This is a genomic window from Niallia sp. FSL W8-0635, assembly GCF_038007965.1.
GTDB lineage: Bacteria > Bacillota > Bacilli > Bacillales > Cytobacillaceae > Niallia.
In genome coordinates this window covers 937,431-958,808 of sequence record NZ_JBBOYD010000001.1, presented here as the reverse complement: position 1 = coordinate 958,808, position 21,378 = coordinate 937,431, and the positions used below count along the sequence as shown (strand labels likewise).

15 protein-coding genes are annotated in these 21,378 nt (G+C 35.5%); 3 read left to right on the top strand and 12 right to left on the bottom strand.

Features of this window, described 5'->3' with window-relative positions:
• Positions 1 to 14: 14 nt before the first annotated feature.
• The 4 genes from NYE52_RS04590 to NYE52_RS04575 all read right to left on the bottom strand — a co-directional run bounded on the left by NYE52_RS04590 (position 15) and on the right by NYE52_RS04575 (position 4,714).
• Positions 15 to 1,238, bottom strand: coding sequence for a Bcr/CflA family multidrug efflux MFS transporter (locus NYE52_RS04590; protein WP_341191974.1), 1,224 nt, complete (start codon positions 1,236 to 1,238; stop codon positions 15 to 17).
• A 289-nt stretch (positions 1,239 to 1,527) separates the two neighbouring features.
• Complete coding sequence (locus NYE52_RS04585) at positions 1,528 to 2,898, bottom strand: family 4 glycosyl hydrolase (RefSeq protein ID WP_341191973.1); 1,371 nt, start codon at positions 2,896 to 2,898, stop codon at positions 1,528 to 1,530.
• A gap of 34 nt (positions 2,899 to 2,932) precedes the next feature.
• Positions 2,933 to 3,766: a carbohydrate ABC transporter permease gene (locus tag NYE52_RS04580; RefSeq protein WP_341191972.1), complete on the bottom strand. Its 834-nt coding sequence runs from the start codon at positions 3,764 to 3,766 to the stop codon at positions 2,933 to 2,935.
• A 6-nt stretch (positions 3,767 to 3,772) separates the two neighbouring features.
• Positions 3,773 to 4,714 carry a carbohydrate ABC transporter permease gene (locus tag NYE52_RS04575; RefSeq protein WP_341191971.1) on the bottom strand — a complete coding sequence of 314 codons (942 nt, stop codon included), beginning with the start codon at positions 4,712 to 4,714 and terminating at the stop codon, positions 3,773 to 3,775.
• Positions 4,715 to 4,969: 255 nt separating this feature from the next.
• Between NYE52_RS04575 and NYE52_RS04570 the strand changes: the two genes are divergently transcribed.
• Both NYE52_RS04570 and NYE52_RS04565 read left to right on the top strand, forming a co-directional pair.
• Positions 4,970 to 5,719, top strand: a complete 750-nt coding sequence (locus tag NYE52_RS04570) for a response regulator transcription factor (RefSeq protein WP_341191970.1) — start codon at positions 4,970 to 4,972, stop codon at positions 5,717 to 5,719.
• Positions 5,716 to 7,482 carry a sensor histidine kinase gene (locus tag NYE52_RS04565; protein ID WP_341191969.1) on the top strand — a complete coding sequence of 589 codons (1,767 nt, stop codon included), beginning with the start codon at positions 5,716 to 5,718 and terminating at the stop codon, positions 7,480 to 7,482. Before NYE52_RS04570 ends, NYE52_RS04565 begins: the two co-directional genes overlap by 4 nt.
• Positions 7,483 to 7,544: 62 nt before the next feature.
• Here the strand turns inward: NYE52_RS04565 and NYE52_RS04560 are convergent, their stop codons facing one another.
• The 8 genes from NYE52_RS04560 to licT form a co-directional block, all read right to left on the bottom strand.
• Complete coding sequence (locus NYE52_RS04560) at positions 7,545 to 8,849, bottom strand: ABC transporter substrate-binding protein (RefSeq protein WP_341191968.1); 1,305 nt, start codon at positions 8,847 to 8,849, stop codon at positions 7,545 to 7,547.
• A gap of 263 nt (positions 8,850 to 9,112) precedes the next feature.
• On the bottom strand, positions 9,113 to 10,072 hold the full coding sequence (locus NYE52_RS04555) for a phosphoglycerate dehydrogenase (RefSeq protein ID WP_341191967.1): 960 nt from the start codon (positions 10,070 to 10,072) through the stop codon (positions 9,113 to 9,115).
• 98 nt (positions 10,073 to 10,170) lie between these two features.
• A complete protein-coding gene (locus NYE52_RS04550) occupies positions 10,171 to 11,358 on the bottom strand; it encodes a pyridoxal phosphate-dependent aminotransferase (protein ID WP_341191966.1) in 1,188 nt (395 codons plus the stop codon).
• A gap of 353 nt (positions 11,359 to 11,711) precedes the next feature.
• A complete protein-coding gene (locus NYE52_RS04545; RefSeq protein ID WP_341191965.1) occupies positions 11,712 to 13,121 on the bottom strand; it encodes an MFS transporter in 1,410 nt (469 codons plus the stop codon).
• A 238-nt stretch (positions 13,122 to 13,359) separates the two neighbouring features.
• Complete coding sequence (gene arfA, locus NYE52_RS04540; protein WP_341191964.1) at positions 13,360 to 14,913, bottom strand: arabinosylfuranosidase ArfA; 1,554 nt, start codon at positions 14,911 to 14,913, stop codon at positions 13,360 to 13,362.
• 593 nt (positions 14,914 to 15,506) lie between these two features.
• Positions 15,507 to 16,940: a 6-phospho-beta-glucosidase gene (locus NYE52_RS04535; RefSeq protein WP_341191963.1), complete on the bottom strand. Its 1,434-nt coding sequence runs from the start codon at positions 16,938 to 16,940 to the stop codon at positions 15,507 to 15,509.
• A 10-nt stretch (positions 16,941 to 16,950) separates the two neighbouring features.
• Positions 16,951 to 18,828 (bottom strand): beta-glucoside-specific PTS transporter subunit IIABC, encoded by a 1,878-nt coding sequence (locus NYE52_RS04530; RefSeq protein WP_341191962.1) that lies wholly within the window; start codon positions 18,826 to 18,828, stop codon positions 16,951 to 16,953.
• Between the two features lie 137 nt (positions 18,829 to 18,965).
• Entirely contained in the window at positions 18,966 to 19,802 is an 837-nt protein-coding gene (licT, locus tag NYE52_RS04525; protein WP_341191961.1) for a BglG family transcription antiterminator LicT, read from the bottom strand.
• Between the two features lie 261 nt (positions 19,803 to 20,063).
• Between licT and NYE52_RS04520 the strand changes: the two genes are divergently transcribed.
• Positions 20,064 to 21,179, top strand: coding sequence for an NADH-dependent flavin oxidoreductase (locus tag NYE52_RS04520; protein ID WP_341191960.1), 1,116 nt, complete (start codon positions 20,064 to 20,066; stop codon positions 21,177 to 21,179).
• Positions 21,180 to 21,378 lie beyond the last annotated feature (199 nt).

The following is a 21,378-nucleotide window of genomic DNA, read 5'->3' as shown; positions in this document are numbered from 1 at the left end:
AAAGCTCTATTTTATTAATTATGCGTAACATGCTTTGGTGTATTTACCTTTAAAGAAGCTTTTCGAACTAATACGTAGTAGGATAAGAAGGCTAATAAGCTTGATGCGAAGATGATAATGCCCATCGGTACAGCTGTATGTTCTCCTCCAATTCCTACTAATGGTGCTGTTAATGACCCTAGTAAGAATGGTAATAAGCCTAATAATGCAGAAGCACTTCCTGCCATATGCCCCTTTGTTTCCATCGCTAATGAAAAAGAGGATGTACCAATAATACTGATAGAAGTTACGAATAGAAAAATAGGTATCGCAACAGCTAGTAATGGTGCATGTAGTAAAATCGCGATTACTAAAAGAATAGAAGCTGACATGGAAAGAGCTAAACCGCTTTTCAAGAATGTTTTTTCAGAAAATCTAGATAATCGACCAACGAGTTGCGTTCCGATAATTAAACCGACCCCATTTATTCCAAACAATAAGCTAAAGACTTGAGGAGAAACGCCGTAAATATTTTGGTAAACAAAAGAAATACCAGATACGTACGCAAAGATTCCTGCAGTAGTGAAACCTTGAGTAAATGCATAACCTGCAAATTCACGATCTTTTAATAACGAACCGAAATTCATGACTACTTGTTTAATATTGCTTGGTACCCGTTTTTCAGTTGGTAACGTTTCTTCTAGTTTAAAGGAAACGACTACAGTCAAAATAGCACCAACACAAGTTAATACAAGGAAAACCACTTTCCAATTTGCAAAAGAAAGTATTGCTCCCCCTATGATTGGAGCCACAATTGGACCTAAATTACCAATCAGCATCAATGTAGCAAAAAACTTTGTTAATTCTCTTCCACTATAAAGATCTCGAACCACCGCTCTTGAAATAACAAGACCACCCGCAGCTGCAAATCCTTGTATGAAACGAGCAACAATCAACATGGATATATTGGGTGCTATCGCACACACTAATGAAGAAAGTAGGTATAAGCCAAGAAAAATAAGCAATGGTTTACGACGGCCCTGTACATCACTCATCGGTCCAATTATTAACTGTCCCAATCCCAATCCTAACAAGCAAGTCGTTAAACTAACTTGGACTAGGGATGCATTCGTGTGAAATTCTTCTACAATAGTTGGAAATGCCGGTAAATATGTATCTATTGTAAATGGACCTAACAGGGATAATGATCCCAATAGAAAAGCAATTTGTAGCCTTTTAGTATTTGATAATGTGTTCAATTTTCTATCGCCTTCCTACAATAAATTTTCTGTATCCTTTTCGAACATGACCTTAAAAAAATGCTTCGTTCAAAGAAGGAAGCATTCGTTGCTTTACATATTGTATTACGAATCTTGAAATATTTCACTACTTATGCACTTATTTTTTTCATTAATTTTTTTTATAGCTGTTTTCTTGAATTTATCGCAAGTTTGCAATTTAAGCACATTGGTTTTATTTACAATGACTAAGAACACTCACCATTGTGAGTGTTCTTGAACGTATCTTTAATAGCCTTAAAATCCCCCTCTACATCTGCCCCGTCTTAGCCAGCATTTCATGAAATAACGCTTGAGCATCTTCCGGTTTCACTGTACTCAACAAAGGATCCTGCACAAATGCCTGGAATGCTAAGTCCATATCCTTGTGGAGAACTGCTTGTAGAACGGTTTCTTGATTTGTCACATGGCGCATGACCATATTGTGTACAGGCTTTGTTAATTTCCCAGCAAGCACTGGTCGTACACTGTCATAGCTAACAACAGCATTCGTTTCTACTATCACATCATGCGGGATGCCACCTATCTGGCCTTGGTTCGGGACATTCACATTCGTCATAAATTCTCCTAAACCAAGAAGAGCTTTCATAATATCGATTCCTTCTTCTCCAGTCATTTTTTGTTCAAATGGATCGGTACCATCTGCTAATCGTTTACTTTTTTCCACGAGCGCTTGCTTATTTTGCTTTCGCCAAGCAACTGGTGTTAAACCAAACTTCCACTCTCTTACTGTTTCCGGGCTTTTTAAATACCATGTATTGGGCATAAATTCAGCCAAATGACGATCTCCCGCTGCTGCAATAAGGCCAAATTGTTTAAATAAATCAAATTTCACTCTCTCGGCTGAAACAAAATGATTGTTCATCCAATGACCTTTCTCGGAGCCTTCAAACCCACTGGCCGCATATTTCTCTACAAACTTTTCATACAATGGCATTAAATCTAATCCTTTGTAGGAAGCTTGATTTATCCATGTAAAGTGATTAATCCCTAATACATTGACTTTTATCTCTTGTCGCTTTACCTCCTCTATCCCTAAAAATTCTTGAACCATGGAAGCAAGTAACTTCTGTGTACCAAACACTTCATGACAACAGCCAATCGCTTTTATTTCAGGAAAAGTCGCATACAAAGCTCTTGTACATAGACTCATTGGATTTGTATAATTTATCACCCAAGCTTTTGGTGCAAATTCGCGAATCTGATTCGCAATATCAACGAAGATTGGAATCGACCGTAATGCTCTAACCAACCCACCTGGTCCAACCGTATCCCCAACTGATTGATACACCCCATACTTTTCCGGTAAATGGACGTCAGACTCCATATCGTCAAACGATCCAGGAAGAATCGAGATAATGACAAAGTCAGCACCTGTTAAGGCTTCATCAATTGTTCTAACTGCTTCATATTCCCATTTACCAGCTACATCTGAGCGATCCAATAATTGATTGCCAATTAATTCATTTTGATAGGCAGCCTGATAGTTAATGTCATACAATTTCACCTTACCCGAAATTGCTTCCTCATTCGCCAAATCACTCATTAAGCCCCATGCCCAGCCTTGTGAACCTCCACCAATATACGCTATTTGAATATCGTTTGTTTTTATCGTATTCATATTTTTACGCTCTCCCTTTTATACAAAATTTTGATTAGCCCTTTAGCCCACTTGTACTAATACCTGAAACAAAATACTTTTGACAGATAAAGAAAACAAGCACACAAGGAAAAATTGTCACTACTGACATCGCCATAATTTCATTCCAAGAAACAGCCCCCTCTGCGTCTAAAAACATTCGCAAGCCAAGTGAAACAGGATATTTATCCACACTATTGATATAAATAAGGGAATTAAAGAAATCATTCCATGTCCACATGAATTGGAAAATCCCCACTGAGATTAAAGCTGGTTTTAATAACGGAAGATGGATTTTCGTTAAAATCATAAAGGAATTACATCCATCTAAAATAGCCGATTCATCTAGTTCCTTTGGCAAACCGCGAATAAACTGTATGAGCATAAATGTAAAGAATGGGAAGGTAGCCAATAGTGCTGGCACATAAAATGGCAAATACGTATCTAGCCATCCAAGCTTATGAAACAATAAATACCTCGGTACAATAACAACTGCTTGTGGAAGCATAAGCGTTGCTACCATAATCCCAAACAGTATTTTTTTAAACGGAAATTCAAATCTCGCAAATCCGTAAGCCACAATGACACTTGATACAATGGTAAATAGAACGGTAGGAACAACTAGTTTAATAGAATTCATTAAAAACATTCCGTAAGTAGTATCCCCAATTCCCTTCCATCCGTTCCGAAAAGCCTCCAAGGAAAACTGATCAGGAATCAACCCAATTCCTGTGAAAATTTCCTCATTCGTTTTAAATGTTGCGGAGATCATAAATAAAAAGGGATAAATCAGCACTAGGCCAAAAATAATTAAAAATACGTATAAAAGGATGTTATTTCTTTTCGTCACGTTTACTCACCTCTCATCTTGATAAAACACCCATTGTTTGGACGTTTTGAATAGTATTAATGTGAAAATTAGAATAATGATAAACAAAATCCAAGAAAGTGCAGAGGCATAACCCATTTTCAAATAAGTGAATGCGTTTTCATAAAGCATTACACCATATAAATACGTAGACTTTAATGGTCCACCATTTGTAATGACAAAGGCTGCCGTAAACTCTTGAAAGGCATTAATTGTCTGCATAATAATGTTGAATAATAAAATAGGGGTAAGCATTGGTAATGTAACGGAAAAAAACGTCCGTATTTTAGAAGCACCATCAACCTTAGCCGCTTCATATAATTCAGATGGAACCTGCTTTAAGCCTGCCAAGAATAAAACCATCGAAGAACCAAACTGCCAAACCGTTAACAAGCTAATCGTCAATAGAGATGTTTCAGGATTACCTAACCAGTTTTCTGTTGGTAAATGGAAGAATCCCAAGACATCATTAATTAATCCATCTTCGGAGAACATAAATCTCCATAAAATCGCTACCGCAATCCCTCCACCTAAAATGGAGGGTAAATAATATGCTGTCCGGAAGATGCCCATCCCTTTGATATTAAAATTAAGAAGAACTGCTACTAACAAGGCAAAGGCAATTTTTAATGGTACAGCAATCAGCACATAATAGAAAGTCACTTTTAGAGAGGTATAAAAATCTGGATCATCGGTAAACATCTTGACATAGTTTGATAGTCCAATAAATTTTGGGGAGCTAATAATATTGAAATCGGTAAAGGATAAATAAAACGAATAGAGTAAAGGAAAAAGCTCAAATACACTAATACCAATTAACCAAGGCAGAATGTACACAAGACCGATATATTGGTATTTCTTTTTCTTCTTTGTCTTTACATTTAATTGAATATCATTCTGAGGTAAACTTATTTCTTTCTTCGAATACATATCCATTTCTCCCTTCCATTTCACTGCTAATGATTGTCATTTCCAGCCTCCTCATGTAATATATTCATAGTAGTTATTTTATTAATTCTTATTTTATAGAAGGAATACAAGAATAAAAAGGTATTCCAATTTTTATAATCCACCAAAAGTTAAGCGTTTTCATAAAAAAGTATCATTTTTTCTCTTATATGTATCTTTTCTTCAGAGCTAAGTATCCATTGGCCCAAAATGATCATTTCATAGGAGGAGGTCTATATGTATAAAGTGTTATTGGTCGATGATGAACCGGAAATTCGCAATGGTCTTATCCATTACTTTCCTTGGAATGAACTTGGATTTGAAGTTGTATCAGAATGCCAGAATGGAAAAAAGGCACTAGAATTCATCACAAACAATGAAGTGGATGTATTATTCAGTGATATTCAAATGCCCGTCATGGATGGATTAGAGCTGGCAGAAGAAGTGGTTAAGCGGGGATTGCCGATCAAAATCATTTTATTAAGCGGCTATCGAGACTTTGAGTATGCAAGAAAAGCGATCAAATACGGAGTTTATGATTATGTCCTCAAACCGAGTAAATACGATGAACTATACAGTGTTCTTTCAAATTTAAAAAAAGAATTAGATCCTCTTCCAACAAACACAACAGATAATAAACCAGAAAAAATGACCTATAGTGATAACATCATTGAAACAATAAAAAATTATGTAAATGAACATTATAGTAACGCAACGCTTGAAGATGCAGCCACCCTTGTTCATATGAGCGCTAATTATGTTAGTACCTATTTTAAAAACAAAACGGGAGAAAATTTTTCAACGTATGTACATACTGTTCGAATGCAAAAAGCAGCAGCCTTTATCTTAGATAGTCAATATAAAATCTATGATGTCAGCACATTGGTTGGCTATAGCAATCCAAAAAATTTCACTAGGATGTTCATTAAATTTTTCGGAAAAAGTCCAAGAGAGTATAGGAAAAAGCCTAATCGGGATGGATTATGAGTCAGAAATATTTCGTCAAAAACATCCTATTTTTCCTATGTCCCATGTTAATTCCATTAACTCTCCTTGGAGCGCTATCCTATACCATTGTCGAGCATCAATTTAAACAATCTATCACGATGAATAATAACAATCTATTAAACCAAATGGAGCAGCATATCGACTTAATCTTTAATGAACTAAATTCTTTATACTTAGATAATAGCGCTAATTCCGAGAATATAATGAACTTCAAAGACTTCCTACGGGCAGAAACACTAAATTACGAGCAAACACGAGCACTAAATTTCAGCTTAAGCACACTAACTACACAAGCCATCGCTCGCCCCTATATTTATTCTATTTATGTGTATTATGATAACCAATACAAACGAGTCCTTACTTCGAGCGATGGATTAGTAACCTTAGATCATTTCTATGATCAAGAATGGTTTCATCAATTCAATAAAAAAGATACGAACAGTAATGTTTGGGTCCAAAATCGAACAATCAAAAACTATAACTTTCATACGCCACGTGACGTTATTAGCCTTTATCGGAATATCTATTGGTCTAATTCAACAAAGGCCCAAGGAATCATTGTCTTAAATATGAAAAAAAGTTATTTCAACACCATTTTAAATAACTTAAAAACCTATCAAAACCAAACCATTTTTGTCCTTGATGAAAATAATCAGTTTCTCTTTGGCAACAAAAATAGTCCTTCCATTAAAAGTATAGACCTTAACCAGATTGGTAATAAAAAAGAAGATTCCTTCCCACTCAAAATAAATGGGGAATCTTATTTGATTACAAAACATCATTCTAGTACAAGTGGTTGGAAATATGTCTCCATTGTACAAACAAACATTTTGTATGAAGTACCAATTATGTTAAAGCGTATAACTATTTCTTTAAGTATTATCTCTTTCATTCTAGGTATTTTAATTGTCATTTATTTTTCCCATAAGAATATCAGCCATCTTCGTAATGTCATTTCGATTATTCAATCTGCCAAAACTGGCCAACAGCTCTTGCCTAATCCAAATCAATTTAAAGATGCGGAATATCAATATATAGTGGAAAATATCATCAAATCCTATGTGGAACAAAATCAGCTGAAAATGGAATTAACAGAAAAGAAATACCAATTACAATCTGCAGAAATCCTAGCATTACAAAGTCAAATGAATCCACATTTTTTAACAAATACACTAACCACTATATATTGGAAAATACTCGCTTTAACTGGTAAACCAAATGAGGCAGTTCGCATGCTCGAATATTTATCCGATCTATTAAACTTCTCATTAAGAATTGGTGGAAGAACTGTTACGATAGAAGAAGAAATTCGTAATACGGAAAATTATATTAAAATACTTCAAATTCGTTTTAAGGATCAGCTTTCGGTTTACTGGGATTATGATGAAACGATATTACATGAAAACATTTTAAAGCTCCTTTTTCAGCCTTTTATTGAAAATAGTATTTCACATGGATTAAATAAAGAGAATGAGTCTGACTCTATTAAAATGAAGATTAAAATTAGACAGAGGCAGGATGGGATTGAAGTCTCTATTATTGATAACGGCAAAGGAATTCCAAAAGAAAGAATAAAAGAACTATATGAAAGTTTTTCTCACAATGACTTTTCCACTGAGCATATCGGCTTAAGTAATACGGTTAAACGACTACAGCTCACTTATAATTATAAAAGCACCTTTCGCCTATTAAGTAAGCCTGGGTGTGGGACCGCTGTAATCATCTATTATCCCTTTGACTAGAATCAAGTCAAAGAAAACGGGAAGCAGACCATTCATTGCTTCCCGTTTTCTTTCTCCTATTATTATGGCTTCACATCTTCTATCACCTTATTAATCTGGGCAATTAAATGATCGGCTGCTTCTTCAGCTGATAATTTACCATACCCCAATTGTTCAATGGTATCTGTAAATTCATTATCAATTTCGGTATTTATGGAAATAGAATTCACTGGTTTTCCACTATACTCCAATCCTAAATCCACACCTTCTGCAATTAAAGGATCCAACTGGTCACTTTCAGCCAGAAGGTTTCTGCCTTTTTCCGTTGGTTGAGCACCACGTACAGATCCAAGAATCTCAATAGCTTCCTCATCTGTTAAAAACCAATTCATAAATTTGACTGCTTCCTCAGGATTTTTTGATTTCTTGCTGACAGAAAAAACCTGAGAAGGCTGTGTTCGAATCGCAGTATCTACTGCATCATCACTTATTGGTAATAATAATGCTGTTAAATCATTTTTACTAGTTTTAAACGTTTCAATAGCAGAAGCACTCATCATAACTGCTGCAAGATTGCCATTAATCCATTTTGGCGCCTCTTGAATTTTATGAACAATTGTTGAGTAATCGCTCACCTTTGGAGCCACTTTTTTGTCCCATAATTCTTGCACATAGGTAAAGCCATCTACTAAATCGGCCTTCTCGAACCCTAAGGTATAGTCATCATTAATTAAATTATTGCCTGTTTTTTGTTTCATATAAGTGGATACTAGATCTGCCATCTCACTTGGACCCATATTAAAGAAATATTGATCAGGATTATTCTTATTCACCTTTTCTCCCTCTTCAATCAGTTTATCCCAATCATACTTTCCAGTTAAATCAATATTATTTTGGGAGAGTAGATTTTTATCAGCGAATAACATAACTGCATTAACACCAGTTGGAAGACCAGTCAGCTTCCCATCAACCACACTAAAATCCTGCAGAAATTCATCACTAAATTCAGATAAGGATAACAGCTCTTCATAGTCATCTAGATTGACAAAAGCATCCCCCTTCATTGCGTACTCTGCCATATAATAGTAATCCATCTGCATAATATCTGGTGCTGTTCCTCCAGCTATTTGCGTGCTAAGCTTCTGATTATAGCCATCAAAACCACCATATTCCCCTTTGATTTCTACATTTGGATTCAATTCCATATATCTTTTTATTGCCTTTAATGTTGCATCATGACGGTCCTCGCCACCCCACCACGCAAACCGTAGTTGGACTTTACCAGAATCACTCTTATCAGCTGCATTACTACCACATCCAGAAAGCGCTAACAAAATCATCATCAACGTTAAAAAGCCTGCAAAAAACTTCCTCTTTGAGCCTTTCATATTGCATCCTCCCCCTATTCTGTTCGTGTACTTGTATTGTAAATCAAATGGATAGTCGCATGAAAGGTATCTCGTTTGATAATTTGTATCGAATAATAAAGCGTTTTCATAAAAAGGTATCATTTTTTCTTTTTTTCCCTCTTTCGTTATTTTTAACGAATGAAGCGACGCACAACACTCACTTTTATATGTTCTGAGCCTAATTAACTTAAAAGCCCTCCCTCATTAAGACGGAGAGCTAGTAATTATTCCATAACAAAGAATTACGTTCTTAGCTTCGGAACCACAACATAATCAAGTTCTTCTTTATTAACAAATTTCTTTATATTAGAAATAGATAAGTCACCTACTCTCTTTATCGATTCAAAGGTTGCGCCTCCAATATGCGGTGTCGCAACAATCTCCTTCCTTCCCGGTAAATCATTAATTGGCGGCTCTACCTCAAATACATCTAATGCTGCACCTTTAATTTTTTTCTCCTCTAAGGCTTTGACTAAATCTATTTCGTTCACTAATGGACCACGGGATATATTGATGATGTAAGCTGTTTCTTTCATTAAACTTAAGGTTTCACTATTAATGAAGTGCCTATTTTTTTCGTTTAAAGAAGTAGCAATAATAAGATAGTCAGCCGTCTTAAACAGTTCTTCTTTATCCACAAATCTAATATGTAATGTTTCTGCTGTAGCTTGATCAGGATAGTTAGTGTAAACAATTGTTTCCATATCAAATCCGATTGCACGTTTTGCGATTGCCTTAGCAATGGTGCCAAATCCTATGATTCCAAGCTTCTTCTGATAAATTTCATTTCCCATCGACAATTCCCAATGTCCAGATTTTATTTCTCTATCTTTTTTAGGAATATTTCTTGCTGCTGATAACATCAAACCGAACGCAAGATCAGCTGCTGATTGGGCATTTACACCAGGCGCATTTGTTACTAGAATTCCTTTTTCATAGGCATAATCAACATCAATATTGTCATAACCTGCTCCATATTTAATAATGTATTTTAAATTAGGTGCTGCTTCTATTACTTCGCTATCAATTTTCACTACTGCAACAATAATAATATCTACATCTTCCACTTCCTTTTTCAATTCCTCTTTCCCAATTCCATGATCGGTATATAATATTTTCACTTCACCTAGCTGCCTTGCATCTTCTATAAATTGGGGATTTGCTTCATAGAAAGCATCTCTTAACATGATTAAAAGCTTCAAGTATTTAACCTCCAAACACATAGTAGTATCTCGTAGTAGCTGTTATTAATCTATTAGACTGTAATTTCTTCCATCCAAATCTCATTCTCTTTTGAAAACTAGCCTTTTACTTTTACCTTTTTCAGAGCCTCTGCTAATCGATCCATTGCTTCGTCGATTTGCTTATACTCTGTTGAATACGCCATGCGGATATAACCCTCTCCATAGTTTCCGAATGCCGATCCAGGAACGCAAGCAATCTGGGCTTCTCTTAAAAGAAATGTTGCCAATTCTTTTGAGGTCATTCCAATTTCCTTGAAAGAAGGAAATACGTAAAAGGCACCTTTAGGAACAACACAACTAACATGCTCTATCTCCTTTAATCTTTTAACTAATAATTGACGTCGTTTATCAAACTCTTGAACCATTTCAAAAACAGGCTCCTGGGTCCCCATATACGCAGCCACCGCTCCATATTGCGCAAAGGAAGTAGCGCTAGAAGTATTATATTGATGCACTTTCATAATAGGTTGCATTAATTTTTCAGGACCAGCTGCATATCCTAATCTCCATCCATCCATTGCATATGCCTTTGAAAAACCATTTATCGTAATTGTCCGTTCAAACATACCTGGCAATGTAGCAATGCTTATATGTTTTGCATCTTCATAAATTAGTTTTTCATAGATTTCATCGGATAGGACTAATAAATTATGATTAATCGCAATGTCAGCCAATTCTTTTAAATAAGACTCTGGCAATACTGCTCCTGTTGGATTATGAGGAGAATTTAAAAGAATCATTTTTGTTTTACTTGTAAGTCCAGCTCGTACATCATCTGGATGAAGAATGAAGTCCTCGTCTTCACGAAGCGGAATTGACACGACTACCCCGCCAGCAAGCTCGACAATATATTGATATTCAAGCCATGCAGGATCAGGAATTAATACTTCATCACCAGGGTTAATAAAGGCAAAAATCATGCTGACGATCGCTTCTTTACAACCAACTGAAACAACTATTTCTTTATTCGGGTCAACATTAATATTGTTTTCCCTTTTTAACTTAACTGCAATTGCTTCCCTTAATTCTTGAATACCGTTATTTGCAGTATAATGAACAAAGCCCTCTTGCAATGCTGCATTTGCAGCTTCTTTAATATGTATAGGTGTATCAAAATCTGGTCTTCCTATTTCCATATGTGTAATATTTATCCCACTTTTTTGCATCGCATTTGCTTCATCAAAGATTTCTCTAATACTAGAAAAAGGAATATTGGTTAAACGATTCGAAATTTCTATTGACACTATAAGCTCCTCCAAACGTTTTATAAATTTTACTTTCAAGCGAATTTTTCATGAAAGGGGCCATTAAAAAAATGGGTTATCTGCGGGGATGATGGCTAGAGGAATTACACGAGGAGGAGAAGGATACATATTCACCTGTAAAAAACCCCATATAGATGTTATCTTTTATAACATGTTTTCCTTTATAGGGGTTATATTATACTACTATTTATTGTTTGTAAATGAGAATTTTATTAATTTTCTAAAAATTATAACTAGTAACCAATGAACTGATTTAAGATACTTGACACCATGCAACATCATACAAAAATGCGTACAAGCAACTCTTGTACGCATTCTATTTCAAGCTATTTTCAATGGGAATTTATTTTACTTCTTCTTGCTAAAAGCTCTTTTTCTACTTGAGGATAGATTTTATCTAATTTATAGAATAATAGTAAGATAGATTGTAAAACATATGTTGCCAGTGGCAGGTAAAGGAAGAGAGCGTTAATACCGAATAGCGCTTCATCTGACTGCACTGCTGCTCCACCGATATAACCAGTCCATCCCAACACCCATCCTACTAAAGCTGCTCCAAGTCCGACACCAATTTTCTGTCCCATACTGCCCGCACTGTAGACCAAACCTTCATTTCTAACACCTGTTTTATATTCCCCATATTCTATCGTATCCGGTAAAAACGCCCATAATGCCCCTGTAAACGGTGATTTTCCTAATCCTCTTATGATTTGCCCAATTATGACGAAATAGATATTGGTTATATCGATCATAATAATAAGTGTACCTATTATGGAAATAACCGAACCAGCTAATACAATATTTCTTTTCCCAAATCTCCTAAATAGTGCTGGCATGAAGAAGAATCCAACGATAACCGGAATAGTGATGGCCATTGTTAATATACCTGTTAATGTTTGATTATTAAGTAGGTATTGAGCATAATAAATGGTACTACCTTGCCATAGAGCGGTTCCCATACTGTAAATGATAAAGAAACCGAATATCATTGCCCAATATTTATTTTGTAATAAAGCCCTTAAACTAACTTTTAAAGGTATCTTTTCTTCTGTTTTTTCTTGTGTAATTTGTACCCTTTCTTTCGTCGCCTTAAAGGTAAATAAAAACAAGAAAACAGCGATAATCCCATAAACAATATATGTCATAATCCATCCCGTTTGTGTCCCACCAAAGAAATCCACCAATGGTAGCGTCAAACTACTAACAAGAATGACCCCTATTTGAGCAAGGAACATTCTAAAAATATTTAATAGAGAACGTTGATGCTGATCTTGGGTTATCAAAGAATTTAGTGTCCCATACGGAATAACTACTGCAGTAAAGGCTAGAGTCAGTATGTTATACGTGATGAATGCATAAATAATTTTCCCTGTATCGCCAACATCTGGAACCGTAAATAATAAAACAGTCAAAGCCGCAAATGGTACACACATCCACAAAATCCAAGGTCTTGCTTTCCCATGTTTTGACTTCGTTCTGTCTACCACTACCCCCATTGCAACATCTGAAATCCCATCTAAAAAACGGGAGACAAGCATAATCGTTCCTACTACAGCAGCAGATATTCCCACTACGTCTGTATAGAAAAAAACAATAAACATTCCCATTGATGCCCAAACGAAGTTGACAGCTAAATCGCCAACTCCGAATCCCAGTCTCTCACCAAATGCGATTTTCTTCCCTATCGTTGTATCTACTGACTGTAAATTTTCATTGGTATTGACCTCACTGCCATTGTTCATACACTACCTCCCAAAATATGTAATAAACTATGAAACAATAACTTTAATAATCCATTGTTTTAAAGGATTCAATATGAAACAAGTTATTTGATTTTTTCTTAAGCGTTATAATGGTGAGTGTGTGCTATGTACCAAATGAAAAATAATTGGTTAGAGATACCTCATCTCAAACGATTGTTCTGTTGTAGGAATGAAAAAATCAAATGTATTTCCTAATGCTACATTTCATTTTTAATGTTTACCTTTGCTTTTTTAAGCGAATTACATTCCAAGATTTTTTGTTCAGCTTTATCTTCAAAATCCCATTTTCCATTTCATATTCAAATGATTTTTTTGGTATAATACTTTGCTCAAAAGCTGTATTAACCGCTTTCAAATTGTCGTTTTCAAGAACGATATGCTCCATGAATTGATAACCTTCAAAACTTCTAATATTACTTTCTAATGTAATACTCTCTTCCAGATCTCGATTCACTGCAAATATAGTTAATTCTTCGGTTTCTTCATTATAAACAGCAGCACTGTCTACATCGGTTACATCTGTATAATCTTTCGTATCATGTTTGGACGAATCTAAGCCTGGAAGTAGTGCAGCACCTCTTCCATATTTAGAAACATGTAAGAATGGATAGTAAATTGTCTGTTTCCAAGCATCCCCATCAGCATCTGTCATAATTGGCGCAATCACGTTTACTAACTGAGCAAGGCAGGCAATTTTAATACGATCAGCATGTTTTAAAAAGGTAATTAACGTTAAACCAACAACTAACGCATCTTCCATGTTATATACGTCTTCTAGAATATGCGGTGCTTTTCTCCATGGGTTTTTGGCCATTGTCATCAATTTCTTTTCATTATCCTTCGTTTGAATAATGTTATCTCCAACTCTTGAGTGGTACCATACATTCCATTCATCAAAGGAAAGATTAATTTGTTTCTTGCTTCTCTTTCTTGCTTTAACATAATCAACCGAGGAAATGACCGTTTTAATAAAATGATCGATTTCCATAGATTTAGCTAGATAATTTTTAGGATCATCCTCATAGTTATCAAAATATTGATGTAAAGAAATATAATCTACGTAATCATACGTATGCATTAATGTTTCTACTTCCCAAACTGGGAAAGTTTCCATGGAAGTGTTTGAACTTCCACATGATACCAACTCAATGGTAGGATCCATTAGTTTCATAGCTTTTGCGGTTTCCGTCGCTAGACGCCCATATTCTTCTGGCGTTTTACTTCCCATTTGCCAAGGACCATCCATTTCATTTCCTAAACACCAAGTTTTTATTTTATATGGCTCTACTTTTCCATGTTGAATCCTTAAATCACTATATTTAGTACCACCTGGATGGTTACAATATTCTATTAAATTACATGCATCTGCTACCCCTCTAGTACCTAAATTAATTGCCATCATTATTTCAGAACCTATTTTTTCAGTCCACTTGTTAAACTCTTGTATGCCGACTTCATTCGTTTCAATACTCCGCCACGCTAAATCTAATCTTGTAGGTCTCTGTTCTTTAGGCCCAACACTATCTTCCCAAAAGAAGTTGGAAACAAAGTTCCCGCCAGGATAGCGAATAATAGGTACATTTAATTCTTTTACCAGCTCCATTACATCCTGTCTAAAGCCATCTTGATCAGCTTGTGGATGACCTGGTTGATAAATACCTTCATAAACCGCCCTACCCATATGTTCAATAAAAGAACCGTACAAACGATCATCAATTTCTGCAATTTTAAATTGTTTGTCTAAAACTAACTTTGCATATTTTTTCTCCATCAATACCCTTCTTTCTTTTTAATTTTTATTTGTAATAAGCAATCTTAGATGCAAATTAAACCATACAATTTCATAAGTTCACTCACCTAAACCGTACTACTTTAAGATCCTATTCTTAGTAAAAGTAGTAAAGTAAACAAAATAGCATGATAGCATTTTCTACTCTTCTACGCTCCCTCCATCTAGAAATCGTTTTCAAGATATATTGTATGTACTGCATCTCCTGTGTATGATGGTTAATTAAGTTTTAAAAAAAATCTACTCATAAACACAATATTTTAAAAAAGATATTTCACACAACAATTACGCTTTAGTTGACCGTACAATTATTGGAAGTAACAATAAGGTATAATACAATTGAATTAATCAGTTTAGACCTTTATTGTGATTGACACTTATTCTGTATTAATTTAAACATACTCTATTAATCATAAATCTATTATTTTTGTTCCTTTAAAGTTGATAATTGCAATCAACAAAAAGGGTGTACCAAAATAGTACACCCTTCTGTATTGAAATATTACTATAAAAAAACATAAATTAGTTTAACTACAGGATAGGTAACATAATAACTTTTTGCTATCTATTTGAGCTTATTGATTCGATAAATCTTCCCCATTCGATGCAATCACTTTCTTATACCAATGAAAGGACTTTTTCTTCGACCTTTTTAGGGTGCCATTCCCTTCATTGTCACGGTCCACATAGATAAAACCATAACGTTTCTTCATTTCACCAGTACCGGCTGATACTAAGTCGATACATCCCCAGCTTGTATATCCAAGAAGATCAACACCATCTTCGTCCACTGCATCTTTCATCGCTTGAATATGTGCAGCTAAATAATCAATACGATAATCATCTTCCACATAACTTAATTCATCTGGTGTATCCACTGCACCAAGCCCGTTTTCCACAATGAACAGTGGTTTTTGATAGCGATCATAGAGGTCATTCATTGTAATTCGCAAACCTAAAGGATCAATCTGCCATCCCCATTGACTTGATTGAAGATATGGATTCTTTATCGTCGGGAACAAGTTACCTGCCGTCTTTTCTACATCAGAATCTTCTGCTGCCGCAACACGTGAAGCATAATAAGAAAACGAAATGAAATCAACGGTATGCTTTTTTAGGACTTCTAAATCCTTAGGCGTCATTTCCACCTCAATTCCCTTCCTAGCTAGTTCTTTTAACGCATAAGCTGGATAAGCACCTTTAGATTGGACATCAATGAAAAAGTAATTTCCTCTATCATTTTTCTTTGCTTCCCATACATCTTCTGGTCGGCAGCTATAAGGGTAGTAAGATGCTGCTGCTAGCATACATCCTACTTTATTCTCTGGATCAATTTCATGAGCGATTTTTGTTGCTTCGGCACTTGCTACTAGTTCATGGTGAGCAGCTTGATATTTTACTTGCTCTTCATTTTCCCCTTCTTCAAAACAAAGTCCTGCTCCAAGAAATGGTGCATGGAGAATCATATTGATTTCATTGAAAGTCAGCCAATATTTAACCAACCCTTTATAACGAGTAAACAATACTTTACATAGGTGTTTATAAAAATCAATCAACTTGCGATTTCGCCAACCACCATACTTCTCAATTAAATGCATAGGACAATCAAAGTGGGTAATGGTTACTAAAGGTTCAATTCCATATTTATGACATTCTTTAAATAAATCTTCGTAAAATTTCAGTCCTTCTTCATTCGGCTCTATTTCATCACCTTTTGGAAAAATGCGGCTCCACGCGATAGATAATCGATATGTCTTAAAGCCCATTTCGCCGAATAAAGCAATATCTTCCTTATAATAATGATACATATCAATTGCTTCTTTGGCTGGGTAAAAATAGCCTTCCTCAAAAGCAAACATTTTCTTTTTACCAGTAATAATACTTCTACGATCTGGGCCAGTGGGAATCACATCCACATTCGCTAGTCCTCTCCCACCTTCATCAAATCCACCTTCACATTGATTCGCAGCGGTCGCACCGCCCCATAAAAAATCTTTTCTGAATCCCATTTTTCTCCTCCTATTTCATTACTTTTATGATTTCTTCGCCTAAATTAATTGGACCATCATTTGCAGTCAGAATATCGCCTACTTCTGCAGAGTTTGTAATGACTACAGGGGTAATTGTCTTATACCCTTTTGCTTTAATTCCTTCTAAATCAAATTGAATCAATTTGTCACCTATTTGAATTCTTTGTCCTTTTTGAACAGAATACTCGTACCCTTCACCATTCAGTTGAACCGTATCTATCCCTACATGAATTAACAATTCGATACCGTCGTCACTCGTAATACCAATTGCGTGTTTGGAATCAAACAATGCGCTTACTGTCCCATTTACAGGAGAAATAACCGTACCTTCCGATGGTTCAATTGCTACACCTTGCCCTAAAATTTCTTCGGAAAACATGCCATCATCTACTTGCTTTAAGCTGTTTAATTTCCCTTGCAATGGTGATACAATCGTTGCTCCACTAATATTTAATTTAGAAGGTGGATTTTTCTCCGATTCGTTTGATTCAGATGTTTCTTCTACAACCGGATCTTTATATAAAATCAAAGTTGCTATAAATGTTACCACAATACTAATAGCAGCTCCAATACATGCAAAATAGAAGAAACTTAGCGTGTTGTCTCCAATATAACTAGGTAATGTTAGAAGGCCTGGCGAACCACCAGAAAAGTTTCGCACTCTAAAAATCCCCATAAACAGTCCACCGACTGCACCACCTATCATTGCAGCATATAGAGGTGTCTTAAATCGCAAATTGATTCCATATAAAGCAGGTTCTGTAATACCAAACAGTCCCGTTAATCCTGAAGAAAAAGCTAACTGTTTAATTGTACTATCTTTTGTTTTGATACCAACACCAATTGCAGCAGCCCCTTGACTCACATTCGAAGCAAGCATTCCTGGATAAATCACTGTATCATAGCCTGTTGTCATACGATTGTTAATTCCAATTGGAACAAGACCGTAGTGTGTACCTGTTGCTACAAGCAATGGACTAAATGTTCCAACTAGCAATGGAACAATCCATGGACTAACAGATTCTAATACAGTTATCCCATTTGATATAGCATCACTAATTAAATAACCAATAGGTCCTAAAACTACTAAACTAACGGTTCCCACTATAAAAATCGTAATCAATGGTTTACTAAAGAACTTAATAGCCTTAGGTGAAATTTTATCGGCAATAGGCTCAATATAGGACATAAACCATACAGAAAGAATAATTGGTATAACTGAGGAAGAATAGGATACTGCAGAAATCGGAAGTCCGATCAGTTTAATTGCTTCTCCAGTTTCCTTCGCTGCAGTAACCATTGCAATGAAATTAGGATGTAGTAAAATTCCTCCAACCATCATCGCTAAATACATATTTGCTTTAAATTTTTGTGCGGAAGATGCCGCTAGTAAAATAGGTAAAAAGTAGAAGGCAGCATCAGCCATAAAATTTATAATTTGATAGCTTTGGCTTTCTGTTGTCAAAACATTAAATACTACCAATACAGATAGGACAGCTTTTAACATCCCTGCTGCTGTAATCGCAGGAAGAATCGGAGTGAAAATTCCTGTAATTGTATCAATTACCTTCGCAAAAACGGAACGATTATCTTCTTCTTTTCCTTTATCCCCATCATTAGAAATACTCGTTTGGCTTATGATTTCTTTATAAACATTACCAACATCACTTCCAATAATGACTTGATATTGACCACCTTTATTCACTACTCCCATTACTCCTGGAGTGCTTTTTAAAACTTTTTCATTTGTTTTTTGATCGTCCATTAAATTAAAACGTAAACGTGTAGCACAGTGAGTCAAACTCTTAACATTTCCCTCACCGCCAACATTGTCAATGATTAATTTGGCCAACTCTTGATAGTTCATCTTGTTTATCCTCCATTCTTATATATAAAACCATAAAATATTTGTAGTAGATTAAAAGGAATAAAAAAATACCTAAATGAACCCTCCTAACAAGTAGAGGTTTCATTTAGGTATAGCCTGCATTATCAGTAACAATCCTAATCACTGGTTATTCTTTTTATATGAATCGTTAGATAGATTAACTCATCTTCTTCTAGTTCTCTTCCAAATTCCTTTTTAATGTACTCCCTAATTTTCAATGCACAAGCGTACTCATCCGTGTACTTTTCCTTCAGCATGAAAATGAAACTTGACGTTCCTGCATCATCCAATTTAACACCACTAAACATTCGTTGAAAGAAAAATTTCAAGTGGGTGATGAATCGTTCATAATTAAGCGAATATTCATCTAAGTCAATTTTGAAATGATACTTCACAATATTAAGGATATTTTGGATAACTTTTGCTATTTCAGAAACTCGGCTTACTTCTCCCATATCAAGCTCAGCATTTACGATATGCAAAGCAATAAAACCTGCTTCATCTTCTGGCAAATCTACCCCAAGTCGGTTTTTTACAATCGATAACGCTTCTTTTCCAATCAAGAACTCATGATTATAAAATCGTTTAATCTCCCAAAGAAGAGCATTCTTGATTTCCATTCCATTTTGATAGCGCTCAATCGCATAACTGATATGATCAGTTAATGTTAAGAAGATATTCTCACTTAATTTTTTCCCAAGGGAAACTTTCGCAAAGCTAATGATTTCATTAGCTACCTGAATATGTTCCATCGGAATCGAGGAAAGCATTTGGGTTAATTTATTGACACTCCACTCTTTTGAACTGAGATACATATTCTCAATCTTAGACTCATCAATAATGTCTCCAACCTTTTTCTTAAAACCAAGCCCCTTACCCATCACGACAAGCTCTTGATTATCCTGATTCCTAGACAATACAATATTATTATTTATCACTTTTAATACATTCATAAGATAGTCCCTATTCTTTTATTTTCTTCATCTACAACAAAAAATAGGTATAGCCCACAATAAAGCGGTAACAATCCTTTAAAATCAGTCTAGCATAGGTAATTTCTACTGTCAATTTGATATTTCCTGAAAAATCTTAAAAACTAGTTTCCTGCGTTTATTCATAATAAAAACCGGAAAAACTACCAAAGCAATATAATTTACATAATGAATTAATTTGTATATGATTACGCTTATACTTTTGTAAAGGAGCATAAATAGATGATTAAAAATGAGCTATTATCTTCGTTTACCTTGCCCAATGGAGTAACACTAAAAAACCGAGTGGTTATGGCTCCCATGACCAATTTTTCTTCCAATCAAGATGGAACTGTTACAGATGATGAAGTAAACTATTACGCACATCGTTCTGCAGGAATCAGTATGGTAATTACTGCATGCACAAACGTTACGCGTAATGGTCAAGGGTTTCCAGGCGAATTCGCTGCCTATAGTGACGACTTTATTCCTAGCTTAACGAAATTAGCCTCAAGCATTAAACAGCAAGGGGCAAAAGCAGTTCTCCAAATTTTCCATGGCGGACGGATGTGTCCTCCTGACTTAGTAAATGGAGATATTGTAAGTGCTAGTGATATACCTGCTGAAGGAAGTGGAAATCCTGTTCCACGAGCTTTATCAGAATCTGAGGTAGAAGCTATTATTGATGCTTTCGGGGAAACAACACGACGTGCGATTGAAGCAGGTTATGATGGTGTGGAAATTCATGGAGCAAACGGGTACCTTATTCAACAATTTTTCTCTCCCCATGCCAACCGTCGAGAAGATCGCTTTGGCGGAAGCCTTGAAAAACGGATGACTTTTCCGTTAGCGATTATTGACAAAGTAAAAAGTGTGGTAGACAAATACGCCACCTCTCCGTTCATTGTAGGCTATCGTTTTTCCCCAGAGGAACCTGAGACACCTGGAATTACAATGGGAGATACCCTTGCTCTAGTCGATAAACTCGCAGACAAAGGCTTGGATTATTTGCATGTTTCTCTCCAAGATTTCCATTCCACGCCAAGAAGAGGTGTGGAAGACTTAACGAAAACACGCATCGCTTATTTGCTTGAAACAATCAATAATCGTGTTCCACTTATCGGAGTTGGTTCGATTTACAGTGCAGCAGATGCACAACAAGCTCTAGAATCAGGAATACCTCTTCTCGCTTTAGGCAGAGAGCTTATTATTGACCCCTATTGGGTACAAAAAGTTGCCGAGGGGAAAGAAGACACGATTATTACAGTGATTAATAAAGAAAAGCAGAAAGAGCTTGTCATTCCTGATCCTCTTTGGAATGCGATTATCCATTCTCCTGGTTGGTTTCCTGGAGTTTAAAGAAACTTACACATTTACACAGAAAAGCACCTGCTTATCACTAGTAGGTGCTTTTTCACACAAGTATTAAGCTTTTTTCCGCCTTTCCATTTTTCTTAAAAATTTATTGCCGAATATGAAGATAATAAGCGGTATGCCAACTATTACTTTTCCAATAACATAATCAAAAAAACTAAAAGTCCCAAATAGAAATAGAAGA

Coding starts and splice junctions, on each gene's coding strand:
- NYE52_RS04575 (WP_341191971.1), bottom strand. CDS start 4,714: ATGTATTCGAAGAAAGAAATAAGTTTACCTCAGAATGATATTCAATTA.
- arfA (WP_341191964.1), bottom strand. CDS start 14,913: ATGGAGAAAAAATATGCAAAGTTAGTTTTAGACAAACAATTTAAAATT.
- NYE52_RS04520 (WP_341191960.1), top strand. CDS start 20,064: ATGATTAAAAATGAGCTATTATCTTCGTTTACCTTGCCCAATGGAGTA.
- licT (WP_341191961.1), bottom strand. CDS start 19,802: ATGAATGTATTAAAAGTGATAAATAATAATATTGTATTGTCTAGGAAT.
- NYE52_RS04545 (WP_341191965.1), bottom strand. CDS start 13,121: ATGAACAATGGCAGTGAGGTCAATACCAATGAAAATTTACAGTCAGTA.
- NYE52_RS04535 (WP_341191963.1), bottom strand. CDS start 16,940: ATGGGATTCAGAAAAGATTTTTTATGGGGCGGTGCGACCGCTGCGAAT.
- NYE52_RS04565 (WP_341191969.1), top strand. CDS start 5,716: ATGAGTCAGAAATATTTCGTCAAAAACATCCTATTTTTCCTATGTCCC.
- NYE52_RS04570 (WP_341191970.1), top strand. CDS start 4,970: ATGTATAAAGTGTTATTGGTCGATGATGAACCGGAAATTCGCAATGGT.
- NYE52_RS04530 (WP_341191962.1), bottom strand. CDS start 18,828: ATGAACTATCAAGAGTTGGCCAAATTAATCATTGACAATGTTGGCGGT.
- NYE52_RS04560 (WP_341191968.1), bottom strand. CDS start 8,849: ATGAAAGGCTCAAAGAGGAAGTTTTTTGCAGGCTTTTTAACGTTGATG.
- NYE52_RS04585 (WP_341191973.1), bottom strand. CDS start 2,898: ATGAATACGATAAAAACAAACGATATTCAAATAGCGTATATTGGTGGA.